This is a genomic window from Janthinobacterium sp. SUN137 (assembly GCF_030587265.1).
Taxonomy (GTDB): Bacteria; Pseudomonadota; Gammaproteobacteria; order Burkholderiales; family Burkholderiaceae_D; genus Janthinobacterium; species Janthinobacterium kumbetense.
The window spans coordinates 89,779-101,739 of sequence record NZ_JAPWHZ010000006.1 but is presented as its reverse complement, the minus strand read 5'-3'; the positions used below and the strand labels follow the sequence as shown (position 1 = coordinate 101,739).

Annotated in this window: 9 protein-coding genes; 7 read left to right on the top strand and 2 right to left on the bottom strand. The window is 63.4% G+C overall.

The window, feature by feature from the left end; all coding sequences use genetic code 11:
- Positions 1-43: 43 nt before the first annotated feature.
- The 4 genes from O3298_RS27070 to O3298_RS27055 are packed head-to-tail and all read left to right on the top strand — an operon-like array spanning position 44 to position 6,267.
- A complete protein-coding gene (locus tag O3298_RS27070; RefSeq protein ID WP_289906843.1) occupies positions 44-493 on the top strand; it encodes a hypothetical protein in 450 nt (149 codons plus the stop codon).
- A 36-nt stretch (positions 494-529) separates the two neighbouring features.
- Positions 530-4,228 carry a tubulin-like doman-containing protein gene (locus O3298_RS27065; protein ID WP_289900390.1) on the top strand — a complete coding sequence of 1,233 codons (3,699 nt, stop codon included), beginning with the start codon at positions 530-532 and terminating at the stop codon, positions 4,226-4,228.
- Positions 4,229-4,261: 33 nt separating this feature from the next.
- Positions 4,262-5,500: a hypothetical protein gene (locus O3298_RS27060; protein WP_305061000.1), complete on the top strand. Its 1,239-nt coding sequence runs from the start codon at positions 4,262-4,264 to the stop codon at positions 5,498-5,500.
- Between the two features lie 17 nt (positions 5,501-5,517).
- Positions 5,518-6,267, top strand: coding sequence for a hypothetical protein (locus O3298_RS27055; protein WP_099665464.1), 750 nt, complete (start codon positions 5,518-5,520; stop codon positions 6,265-6,267).
- A 143-nt stretch (positions 6,268-6,410) separates the two neighbouring features.
- Here the strand turns inward: O3298_RS27055 and trmL are convergent, their stop codons facing one another.
- Both trmL and O3298_RS27045 read right to left on the bottom strand, forming a co-directional pair.
- Positions 6,411-6,881, bottom strand: coding sequence for a tRNA (uridine(34)/cytosine(34)/5-carboxymethylaminomethyluridine(34)-2'-O)-methyltransferase TrmL (gene trmL / locus O3298_RS27050; protein ID WP_099665463.1), 471 nt, complete (start codon positions 6,879-6,881; stop codon positions 6,411-6,413).
- A gap of 36 nt (positions 6,882-6,917) precedes the next feature.
- Positions 6,918-7,667, bottom strand: a complete 750-nt coding sequence (locus O3298_RS27045; RefSeq protein WP_305060999.1) for a ComF family protein — start codon at positions 7,665-7,667, stop codon at positions 6,918-6,920.
- Between the two features lie 57 nt (positions 7,668-7,724).
- On the opposite strand from O3298_RS27045, the gene O3298_RS27040 reads away from it, so the two are divergent.
- From O3298_RS27040 to ctaD, 3 genes are all read left to right on the top strand, one after another.
- On the top strand, positions 7,725-8,648 hold the full coding sequence (locus tag O3298_RS27040) for a methyltransferase domain-containing protein (protein WP_251351052.1): 924 nt from the start codon (positions 7,725-7,727) through the stop codon (positions 8,646-8,648).
- A gap of 465 nt (positions 8,649-9,113) precedes the next feature.
- Positions 9,114-10,322, top strand: coding sequence for a cytochrome c oxidase subunit II (coxB, locus tag O3298_RS27035; RefSeq protein WP_099665461.1), 1,209 nt, complete (start codon positions 9,114-9,116; stop codon positions 10,320-10,322).
- A 13-nt stretch (positions 10,323-10,335) separates the two neighbouring features.
- The gene (gene ctaD, locus O3298_RS27030; RefSeq protein WP_099665460.1) at positions 10,336-11,934 is read left to right on the top strand and encodes a cytochrome c oxidase subunit I; all 1,599 of its coding nucleotides are present in this window, start codon (positions 10,336-10,338) and stop codon (positions 11,932-11,934) included.
- The last annotated feature ends 27 nt before the right edge of the window (positions 11,935-11,961 follow it).

Below are 11,961 nucleotides of genomic sequence, written 5' to 3'. Positions count from 1 at the left end.
CACAGATTCCTTAAAAATTCCTTCCATTCAATAGAGGCATACCATGGCGCAAGACACTCCAAAAGACAACGCAGGTTTTACCTTGCCGGCCCCGGTAACGGCCCCGGCGTCGGCGCCGCCCGCCGCGGACGCTGCCGCCGCGGCCAGCGCCGCCACCGCAACGACCGAAGCTGCGCCCGCGTTTGACGCTGCCGGCACGACCGATACCTCGTCGCGCGACACCCTGGTCGGCGGCGTGGTGCTGTTGCTGCTGTTCATCGCCTTTTTCTTTGCCAAGAATGCCTATGCGAATGGCCTGGTGGCCAAGCGCGTGCCGCCGAACAAGGCCAACGCCTCGGGCTGGTGGCTGTTCATCTTCCTGGCCAGCCTGGCGACGGGCGTCGTGCTGGCCGCCGTGAATGCGCATAAATTCCTTGCGCCACTGTTCATGGGCCCGCTGGTGCTGGTGGGCCTCGTTGCACTGTTGTTGACCTTTACTTCCAGCCGCCGCTAAGAACACGCCGTTGCACGCATCATCGAAGGAATCACCATGGCAGAGAACCTGAACCAAACCATCACCGGCGGCGCCAGCGAGCGCAAGCAGGATAAGATCATCGAACTGCGCCCGACCCTGTTCATCGGCATCGGCGGCACGGGCATGCAAGTGCTGATGCGCGTGCGCCGGCGCATCCTCAACACCCTGTGGGGCGGCGCGGGCAACCGCACGCGCATCGAGGGCTTGGCCGACTTTCCCATCGCGCAATTCATCCATTTCGACCTCGACAATGGCGCCGTGATCGAAAGCGGCGAGTCGCAGGCGAAGGACTTGCAGTTCGACCAGGTGAAGTTCACGGATGACGACAAGGTGGTCGAATCGTTCGACATGGACAAATACAGCCGTGATGAAGATTCTCTGGAGAAATATCCGCACATCAAGGAATGGCTGCCCTTGACGCCGCAGCGCATCCGCGAATTGCGCTTCGATATGAGCAGCGGCGCGGGCCAGATCCGCGCCGTGTCGCGCCTGTATTTCTTCGACAAGTACGCGAAGATCCGCGACAAGATCCGCTTGAAATTGAAAGCCCTGAAGGCGGGCCTGTCGCACGAGCGCCAGCTGGCCGAACTGGGTTTGCGCATGGAAACGAACCGTTTCCGCATCGTCATCGTCGGTTCCGTTGCGGGCGGCACGGGTTCCGGTTCCTTCCTGGACATGGGCTTGCTGGCGCGCTGGCTGGCGCGCAGCGAAGTGGGCGCGGCCGACGTGGAGCTGATGCTGTTCTTGCCTACCGGCTACACCAAGGCCAACAAGGACCGGGTCGAAGCCAACGGTTACGCGGCGCTGATGGAGCTGGAATCGGCGATGATGGGCAACAAGGGCTATGTGGGCCGCTGGGATGCGTATGACCGCCCGGAATTGACGCGCGAGCCGTACAGCGAGGTTTACCTGATCGATTCGGGCAATCTTGCCCAGCAGCACACCAAGGATGTCAGCGACGTCTACCACATGGTGGCCGATTCGCTGTTCGAGGATTTCGCCTCGGCCGACTTCGCGCGCGCCAAGCGCTCGATCGCCGTCAACCAGGCGCAGCACAAGAATTCGCTGTACAACGCGCCCGTGCCGCAAGACCGCTTCGGCGACATGCGCCTGTATTTCTCGAAGCGCTTTTCCTCGTTCGGCATGGCCGTGCTCGATACGCGCCAGGAAGCGGCGCGCGACGAGCGGGCCCACCGCTGGGCCGGCGCCATGCTGCAAGCGTTCTTTGGCGTGGGCGGCACGGATGCGGGCGCCAACCGGGCCACGGATACGCAACGCGATAATTTCCTCGCCGCCAATATGTTCCTGAAGGGCACGCCGTTCAGCGATTTCCCCGAATTTTCCGACAAGAGCATCGAACTGAAGCGCTCCAGCGGCGACTTCATCGATTTCCGCGTCGTCGACGAATTGCTGGAAGACCGCCATGGCCACTTGCTGGCCGGCGTGGAAAACCGGGTCAATACGCGCATCAACGATATCCGCACGGGTTTCGACCGCAGCGAATGGCCGGCGCAAGTGCGCGACGCCATGAAGCATTTGGAACGCGACGCCGTGCGCGACCAGGATTCCACGGCCGATACGACGGAAGACCGCATCAGCAAGCGGCGCCGCGAAGTGCTGGAAGACGTCAAGAAAGTCGTGCGCGACCAGCTGTATGGCTATCTTGATAATAAAGAATTCGGCGGCCTGGAATACGTGCTGTCGCTGGTGGAACAGATCAAGGACCGCATCGAGGCGCCGGGCAGCGGCTTGACGGCGCAGATCGGCAACAATGCCGAGCGCTACCGTGAAATCAAGGAGGCCGTGCGCTCGCGCGAATACGAGCGCCTGTTGAACAACCTGGAACAGACGCGCAGCACCTTCGGTTTCCTCAGCAATGGCGAAAAGCAGGCGGGCGTGGTGATGGATCATTTGCGCACGGAAATGGCGAATGCGCTGAAATTCCATCTGCGCGCCAAGGCGGCAGACGAGTCCGTCCTCCTGCTGGGCGAGCTGTCGCGCTGGCTGGGCAACCGGGTCGGTGTCGATGCGCAAGGCCGCGCCCAGTGGAATGGCCTGGTGGGCGAGCTGCAATCGGGCCGCGAAGGCGTGCTGGCCATGCTGACGGAGTTGAAAACGGCCAATACCATCCTGCAAAAGGACCTGGACAAGGAACACGCGACCCTGATCGTCATTCCCGTCACGGAAAAAGATATCGCGCTGCCGTCGGCGGCCACCTTGCGCCAGTGGGCCGATGAAGCGTTCAAGGACATGGGCGGCTCGAAAGCGCTGTTCCCCATGTTGGGCGAACCGGCGCAACGGGCCTTGATCCTGGCCAAGGTCACGCGCATGGCGGAAAACATGATCGCTACTGCCGGCCTGGCGGAAGGCGCGACGAGCACGCCCGACCCGTTGTTCGAGGCGCTGGAACAGATGGATGTGTCCGAACGCCTGGACCGCTTCCGCAAGCTGCTGGCCTGCTCCATGCCGTGGATCGACGCCAACATGGCGGGCGACTTCACGGTCGTGTCGGACCAGTTCAAGTGCGTGATCGGCGTGGCCAATGCGGCCGCCTTCAAGGCGAAGTTCGGCGCCGAGCTCGAATCGTGCGTGCCGACCCAGGTGGGCATCACGGTGAGCCAGCTGGAAATCGTCGAAACGGGCATCCGCGGGCGCGCCGTCTGCTATTGCGAACTGGCCGGCGTGCCGATGACGGTGCTGCGCGGCCTGGAAGGCTGGCGCACCAGTTACCGCAAGGAAGGCGACAACGACAAGGCGCCTACCCACACGCATATTGATCCAACGCAATTCACGCACCCGATCGCGCCGAACACGGACGAGATGAAGCGCCTGGCGGAAGACTTCGGTGAATTCCTGCAAGCCATCATGCTGGGCGTGCTGACGCGCCACACGGGCCGGGTCGTGCCGCCGGGCCAGTACCAGTTTGCCGTCGAACCGGGCGACTTGCGTCGCATCGGCAACGAACGGGCCATCCGCCAGAACGGCATGCCCGCCTCGTACGAGAAAAATATCGCCCTGCGCATCGAAGAAAAATTGACGGCGCTTGACGCCGTGCAGACGGCGGCCATGGCGGCGCTGGCAAAATACTACGAGCGGGGCGTGTATGCGCCCAAGCTGGTGGCGCAGGCCGATGGCTCGCAGCTGCCCTACATCGGCTTTGGCAGCGCCATTTCCGCCGAAGTGGGCACGCGCCTGCGCGAGTCGGCGCGCCGCAAGGGCATGGCCAGCGACGAGCTCGACCGCACGGTGCAAGCCTTGCTGGGCCGGTTGAAGGAGTGGGCCAACGTCATCGGCGATTCCGATGGCGATGCCTACGACTGGGAAGTGCGCGAGCCGGAAGCGGACGGCCAGCCGCGCCTGAAGTATGCGATCAAGCCGGAAATGCTGGAAGCGGGGCGCCTGGAGCAATTGCTGCGTCCGGCCGGCGCGGCGGCTGCCCCGGCGGCGGCCGCGTTCGGCATGGCGCCGCCACCACTGGGCGGCATGCCGCCGCCGCTGGTGGAATACCAGTACTTCCTGGGCATCAACGGCCAGCAGCAGGGACCGTTCACGGCCCAGCAGATCGTGCAGTACGTGCAGGCGGGACAAGTGGTGCCAGCCACGACCAAGGTGTGGCGCGCCGGTTTGCCGGCCTGGGCCGACCTGGCCCAGTTCCCCGAACTGGCGCCCTTGTTCCTCGGCGCGCCGCCACCGTTGATGCCGCCGCCCTTGTGAACGCTGGAATGACGTTGGAATGAAGGATTAGTTTTGGATATCTGCAACAAATGCAAGACGGGCCTGTGGACCGTTGTCAGCCATTGCCCGTACTGCGGTCACGCCATGGCGGGCGCTGCCAAGCCAGCCGCGGCCGTGCCGCCGCCGCTGGCCGCCCCCACGCCTGCGCCTGCGCCGGCAGCGCCGCCAGTGGCACCCAAGCCGCCGCCCGTGCCGGTGACGCCTGCGCCTGCGCCGAAAGCGCCGCCGAAGCCGGCGCCAGTACCGCCAGCCAAGCCGGTGCCGCCGCAAGCGGCGCCGAAGCCCGTGCCCGCGCCTGTGCTTCCACCGGCGCCTGCCCCGGCAACACCGGTACCGCCGCCACCGCCGCGCAAATGGCTGCGCTGGCTGGGCGCCGCCGCCGTGCTGGCGGCCGTCATCGTCTACATGAATGGCAAGCCGGGCGGCAAGAATGAATCGGCTTGCAACGACGCCATCGACAGCGGCTTGAAGCTGGTGGCAAATGGCAGCCTGGACGGCGCCCGGCAAAAGCTGGCGACGGCGAAGAATGTGTGCACGGGCAAGTCCAGCGCCAAGGCGGACGATTTGCAGGCGGCGATCGGCAAGGCCGGCGCCGCATCGGGCAGTTGCCAGCGGGGCGTGCGCGCCATCGAACGCCATATTGATGGCCATCAATTGCAAAGCGCGGCCAGGGGCATCGCCGCGCTCGACGCCGATTGCGCGGGCGCTGCCAGCGTGGATTCCCTGCGCAAGCAGCTGGCGCGCCAGCAAGCGGCAGCCGCGTCCGTGCTGGTGGGCGTGCGCCAGGCGCTGGACGGCAAGGATGCGACGGCGGCCGGCAATGGCATCGCCAGGCTGGAAGCCATCGACCGCGAAGCGGCGGAATTGCCGCAGTTGAGGGCCGATGTGCAGGCGCTGTCGGCGCCCGCGTCCGTTGTCGCACCGGTCCCGGCACCGGTGGAAACGGCACCGGCCCGCGTCGTGCCCACGGAACCGGCGCCCGCGCGCGCGGTCGAACGATCAGCGGTGGCCGAGCGCCGCCCGCAGGAAACGACGCCCGTCGACAGCGGCGCGGCCATGCGTAGCGAGATGGCGCAAGCGTTCTTGCGCGATGCCGAGCGTTCTTTGCTGGAAGGTAAGTTCGATGCGGCCAAGACGTATCTGGAAAGCGCGCGTCGCGTCGATCCGGGCAATGCGCGCATCGACAATCTGTCGCGCCGCATCCGCGAGCGCGAACGGCAAGTGCTGCAGACGGAAACAACGATCAATTAGTCATCTGGAGAGTCACCATGCTGAATCACACCACCTTGCGGACGGCCGCTGCGCTGACCATCGCGGCCATGCTGGCCGGCTGCGCCACGGCGCCGATGAATCCGAACGGCGTGCGGCAGGACAGTTCCTATCCGCAAGGTGGCGCCCAGGCTGCCACGGATGAGGACCCGTGCAGCGTGGGCGCGACGGCTGCGGCCGGCGCGGCCGTGGGGGCATTGCTGGGTGCGCTGGCGGGCGGCAAGAATGGCGCGCTGAAGGGGGCCGCCATCGGCGGCGGCTTGGCGGCGGCCGGTTGCCTGGCCATCAATGTCAATTCGCGCCAGACCAAGACGGCGGCGCAGGCGGACCGCGACTACATCCGCACGCGCGGCGCGCTGCCGCGCGAGCCGCAAGTGGTGTCGTACACGCCGCAACTGAGCGCGTCGACCGTCAAGCGCGGCCAGCCGTTCAAGGTCAATTCCGTGGTGGAGCTGGTCAATGGCAGCGCGCAAAGCGTCAACGACGTGCGCGAAGAGCTGGTGGTGCTCGATCCGCAAGGCCAGCCGTTCAAGTCCGGTTCGAAAGCCTTGGCCAGCAGCAACAAGTCGGGCGGGCGCTTTGAAAACTCGTTCGAGCTGACCTTGCCGGCCGGCGTGTCGCAAGGCGTGTACGGCGTCAAGACGAATCTGTACGTGAACGGCAAGCTGGCCGCCACGCGCGACTTGCGCACGCAGCTGGTGATGCTGGACGACAATAGCGGCGCGGCGCAGCAATTGGCGCAGCGGTAAAGGGAGATTGCAGGAGTCTCAACATCTCATCCAGTCGTAGCGAGCGGCGATGATTTGTGGCCGAGAAGCGCAGCGCTACTTTAGTAGCGCGAGCATCGCCGGCGCGCAAAGCGCGCCGCGCAGTAGACTGGGTGAGGTGTCAGCTACGCGCCACCGGCGTATCCGTGCTGGCGCCACGCTTCATACACGACGACGGCCACCGTGTTCGACAGATTCAAGCTGCGGTTATCGGGGCGCATCGGCAGGCGGATGCGCTGTTCGGCCGGAAAGCCGTCGCGCAGGGCCGGGTCCAGGCCTTTTGTTTCCGAACCGAACACGAACACGTCGCCGGGCAGGAAGGCCACGTCGCCGAACGGGCGCGAGCCGCGCGTCGTCATGGCGAACATGCGGGCCGGGTCGGGCTGGGTGTCGGCCAGGAACGCTGCCCAGTTCTTGTGCACCTTCATGTTGGCGTAATCGTGGTAATCGAGGCCGGCGCGCTTCATCTTGGAATCGTCGAGCGGAAAGCCCAGCGGTTCGACCAGGTGCAGCTGCGCGCCCGTGTTCGCGCACAGGCGGATGACGTTGCCCGTATTGGGCGGGATTTCAGGTTCTACCAAAACAACGTGAAACAAAATGCTCTCCTCATATATAGCGAATCTGATGCGGTTCTAGTGCGGCGGCGTGCGCGCCACGACCAGGATGCTGACCCTGGCCGCCCCTGCGCTCTTGCAGGCGGCCGCCAGCGCGTGAACGGTATGGCCGCTGCTCATCACGTCGTCGACGATGCCCACATGGCATCCTTGCAACAAGGCCCCATGTTCGGGCGCGATGGCAAACGCCTGCGCCAGGTTGGCTTGCCGTTCCTGCGGCGCCACGCCGCTTTGCGCCCGGGTTTCGCGCACGCGCTGCGCCAGGCGCGGCTGTAAAGGCACGTCCAGCAGGCGCGCCAGCGGACGGGCAACTTCCAGCGCCTGGTTAAAACCCCGTTCGGCCAGCCGGGCCGGGCCCAGCGGCACGGGGCACAGCAGCTGCGGCGCTTCCCACGCTTGCTGTTGCTGAATGGCAACATACAACAGTTCTGCCAACAGAGGCGCCAGCGCCAGGCGCGCGCCGAATTTCAGCTGCAGCAGCAACTGGTCGACGGGCGCCGCATAATCAAACGCCGCGACGGTGGCGTCATACGCGGGCCGCTGGCGCAAACAGCGTCCGCACAGCAGCGCCGCATCGTCGAGCGGATTGGCGCACTGGCGGCAGCGGGGGCGTCCTTGCGTCAGATATTGGGCGCGGCAGGGCGAACACAGCACTTCCGGGCAGCCCATGCCGCACAGCGCGCATTGCGCCGGCAGCACCGTGGCGCCCAGCCACAGGCGCAGCGCTTGCCAGGCGGCGTCAAGGCGGTGCCGGGTGGCGGTCCGCATCGCGATGGCGTCGTTCCATGTACACTGCCGACATTATCTCACCTCACCCGATTCAACATGCCAGTTCCCACCAGTCCGCCCAAAATGAGTGCGCCCATCGATGCGGTGCAAGTACGCGATTTCTTTTCCCGTCCGGCGCGCGTCGCGCCGTCGGACTTCCTGCGCCGCGAAGTGTCGGCACGCATGCACGAGCGCCTGGAGCTGGTGAAAATCACGCCGCACCGTGTGCTCGACGCGGGCTGCGGCCCCGGCGCGGATTTGGCGCAGTTGCAAAAGGATTATCCCGCAGCGCAGATTATCGGTCTCGATGCAGCGCAAGCGATGATGCAGGCGGCGCGCGCGCCCGCGTCGAAACTGGCCAGCCTGAACCAGTTCCTCAGCAAACTCTTGCCGGCCAAGGCGGGCGTGGATTTGTTGTGCGGCGACCTGGGCGACCTGCCGCTGGCGCAGGGCAGCATCGACCTCGTGTGGTCCAATCTGGCGCTGCACTGGCATGCCCAGCCCGACCGCGTGTTTGCCGAATGGCGGCGCGCGCTGCGCCTCGATGGCTTGCTGATGTTTTCCTGTTTCGGCCCCGACACCTTCCGCGAAGTGCGCGACGCCTTCGCCGAGGCGGACTTGTACCCGCACGCCTTGCCCTTTGTCGACATGCACGACTTTGGCGACATGCTCGTCGAGACGGGCTTTTCCACGCCCGTGCTGGACATGGAAATCATCACCGTCACCTACGACACGGCGGAAAAACTGCTGGCGGACGTGCGCGCCTTCGGCGGCAACCCGCTGACCACGCGCCGGCGCGGCTTGATGGGCAAGGCGGCCTGGCAGCGCATGCTGGATGCGCTGGAAAAGAGGCGCCGTCCCGATGGCAAGCTGGGCCTGAGTTTCGAGGTGATCTATGGCCACGCCTTCCGTCCCGCACCGCGCGTGACGCGCAACGGCGAAGCCATCATCCGCTTTGATTTACCGCGCAAGCCTAAATAAAAGCATAAAGAAACCGACACTTGGTCGCCATCCGCGCATGGATGTTGCAGCAACCGTTGCAAAGCGCGCGGCGGCCGGGAGAAGGGTGCGCACAAAGCCGATTATTGCTTGATGGATTCAAGTTTACTTGATTATAATCGTTGATTGTTTGTCAGCTTGTTAAGTAGAAAAAACAAGGGCTGCATACAAAATAAAAAAAACAAAGCAAGACTAATTCGAAGTTACTGCATTAGTATAGTAACCATCTTCCACACGAGGCCATTTCAGTGTGGGGAAGAAAAACAGGGTTCCAGCATGGTTGCGTGCCGCCGTTTTTGCTGCCGCAGCCAGCATGGAATTCGCTGGTGCTTGACGCACATGGCCGCATTCCGGCCGTGTTGCTTTCATGGAGGAGCGGCAGCGGTCCAGTACGGAGAAGTCCGCAGCCGTTTAAAATATCATTATTTTTGGGTGGTTGGGGAAAACATGACACATGCAAAGCGACTTCAATCGTTGCTGCTCGGGCTGTCTTTGACAGCGTTTGGCATCGGGCGATGGGCCACGGCGGCACCGGCTGCCAGCACCTATCCCGGCACCGGCGGTCCCGTGCCGTTCGAAATGAATCTGCAACCGCCGGCGACACAGATCGCCCATGAAATCTACGATTTGCACACCCTGATGATGATCATCTGCCTGGTGATCTTCGTGGCCGTGTTCGGCGTCATGTTTTATTCCATCTTCAAGCACCGCAAGTCCCTGGGTCACAAACCGGCCACTTTCCACGAAAGCACCACCGTCGAGATCGCCTGGACCGTCGTGCCTTTCCTGATCGTCATCGGCATGGCCCTGCCCGCCACGCGCACCGTCGTCGGCATGAAGGACACGTCGAACGCCGACATCACCATCAAGGCCACCGGCATGCAGTGGAAATGGGGCTATGACTACCTGAAAGGCGAGGGCGAAGGCATTTCCTTCCTCTCCAACCTGGCAACGCCGCGTTCGCAAGTGGGTGCGCCGGGCGCGCCGCCGACGGAAAAACGGGGCGAAAACTACCTGATCGAAGTCGACAATGAAGTCGTCGTGCCGGTCAACAAGAAGATCCGCGTGGTGCTGACGGCCAACGACGTCATCCACGCCTGGTCCGTGCCCGCCTTTGGCGTCAAGCAAGATGCGATTCCCGGTTTCGTGCGCGACACCTGGTTCAAGGCTGACCATATCGGCACCTTCCGCGGCAATTGCGCCGAACTGTGCGGCAAGGAACATGCATTCATGCCCATCGTCGTCAAGGTCGTCTCGGCAGATGATTACAAGGCCTGGGTTGATGTAAAACAAAAGGAAATGGCCGCATTGGCTGATGATCCAAGCAAGGTGTGGACCATCGACGAATTGAAGGTCAAGGGCGAGAAAGTGTATGCGGCCAACTGCGTGGTCTGCCACCAGGCGACAGGCAAGGGCGTGCCCGGTGCGTTTGCGCCGCTGGATGGCTCGGCCGTGGTGAACGGTCCGAAAGCGGATCAGATCCATGTGTTGCTGAACGGGCAAAAGAGCGGCAAGTATCCCGCTGAAATGCCAGCATGGAAACAGCTGTCCGACACGGAAATTGCCGCAGTGATCACTTACACGCGCAATACCTGGTCGAACAAGGCCGCAGAGAACATCGTTCAACCAGCCGAAGTCGTGGCTGCACGCAAGTAATTAGGAGCCGCAGATGAGTACTAGCACGAGCACGAGTACCTTGGACCACGCCGATCACGACCATGCCCACGATCACCCGACCGGCTACCGCCGCTGGCTGTTTGCCACCAACCACAAGGATATCGGTACTTTGTACCTGTGGTTTTCGTTCATCATGCTGCTGTCGGGCGGCGTACTGGCCCTGATGATCCGTACGGAACTGTTTCACCCAGGCTTGCAATTTTTCCACCCAGAATTTTTTAATCAACTGACCACCATGCACGGCTTGGTGATGGTGTTTGGCGCCATCATGCCGGCCTTCGTCGGCTACGCCAACTGGATGATCCCGCTGCAAGTGGGCGCATCCGACATGGCGTTTGCCCGCATGAACAACTTCTCGTTCTGGCTGCTGCCGCCGGCCGCGCTGCTGCTGGCCACGTCCTTCCTCGTGCCGGGCGGCGCCACCGCCGCCGGCTGGACCCTGTATGCGCCGCTGTCGACGCAGATGGGCCCTGGCATGGACATGGCCATTTTTGCCATGCATCTGATGGGCGCCTCGTCCATCATGGGTTCGATCAACATCATCGTCACCATCCTGAACATGCGCGCTCCTGGCATGACCCTGATGAAAATGCCGATGTTCTGCTGGACCTGGCTGATTACCGCGTATCTGTTGATCGCCGTCATGCCGGTGCTGGCTGGCGCCATTACCATGACCCTGACGGACCGCCATTTCGGCACGTCCTTCTTTAACGCGGCAGGCGGCGGCGATCCCGTCATGTACCAGCACATCTTCTGGTTCTTCGGCCATCCCGAGGTCTACATCATGATCTTGCCGGCTTTCGGCATCGTCTCGCAGATCCTGCCCGCGTTTGCCCGCAAGCCCCTGTTCGGCTATGCCTCGATGGTGTACGCCACCGCTTCCATCGCGATCCTGTCCTTCATCGTCTGGGCGCATCACATGTTTACTACCGGCATGCCGGTGACGAGCCAGCTGTTCTTCATGTACGCGACCATGCTGATCGCCGTGCCGACGGGCGTGAAAGTGTTCAACTGGATCGCCACGATGTGGAAGGGTTCGATGACGTTCGAGACGCCGATGCTGTTCTCGGTGGGCTTCATCTTCGTGTTTACCATGGGCGGCTTCACGGGCCTGATCCTGGCCGTGACGCCGATCGACATCCAGCTGCAGGATACCTATTACGTGGTGGCGCACTTCCACTACGTGCTGGTGGCCGGTTCGCTGTTTGCCCTGTTCGCCGGCTTCTACTACTGGTCGCCGAAATGGACGGGCCACATGTACAACGAGACGCGCGGCAAGATCCACTTCTGGCTGTCGCTGATCACGTTCAACGTGACCTTCTTCCCGATGCACTTCCTGGGCCTGGCCGGCATGCCGCGCCGCTACGCCGACTATCCGGCGCAGTTCACCGACTTCAACATGATCGCCTCGATCGGCGGCTTCGGTTTCGGCCTGATGCAGGTGTACTTCCTGTTCTTCGTTGTCTTGCCGACCATCCGCGGCGGCAAGGCTGCACCGGCGAAACCATGGGAAGGCGCGGAAGGCCTGGAATGGACCGTGCCGAGCCCGGCGCCTTTCCACACGTTTGAAACGCCGCCTACCGTCAAGTAGTCATCCGCAAGTAATGCCAGTGTCACG

Excerpts from the sequence above, each read along its gene's own strand:
- O3298_RS27070 (WP_289906843.1), top strand. The coding sequence starts at position 44 with ATGGCGCAAGACACTCCAAAAGACAACGCAGGTTTTACCTTGCCGGCC.
- O3298_RS27065 (WP_289900390.1), top strand. The coding sequence starts at position 530 with ATGGCAGAGAACCTGAACCAAACCATCACCGGCGGCGCCAGCGAGCGC.
- O3298_RS27055 (WP_099665464.1), top strand. The coding sequence starts at position 5,518 with ATGCTGAATCACACCACCTTGCGGACGGCCGCTGCGCTGACCATCGCG.
- O3298_RS27045 (WP_305060999.1), bottom strand. The coding sequence starts at position 7,667 with ATGCGGACCGCCACCCGGCACCGCCTTGACGCCGCCTGGCAAGCGCTG.
- O3298_RS27040 (WP_251351052.1), top strand. The coding sequence starts at position 7,725 with ATGCCAGTTCCCACCAGTCCGCCCAAAATGAGTGCGCCCATCGATGCG.
- coxB (WP_099665461.1), top strand. The coding sequence starts at position 9,114 with ATGACACATGCAAAGCGACTTCAATCGTTGCTGCTCGGGCTGTCTTTG.
- ctaD (WP_099665460.1), top strand. The coding sequence starts at position 10,336 with ATGAGTACTAGCACGAGCACGAGTACCTTGGACCACGCCGATCACGAC.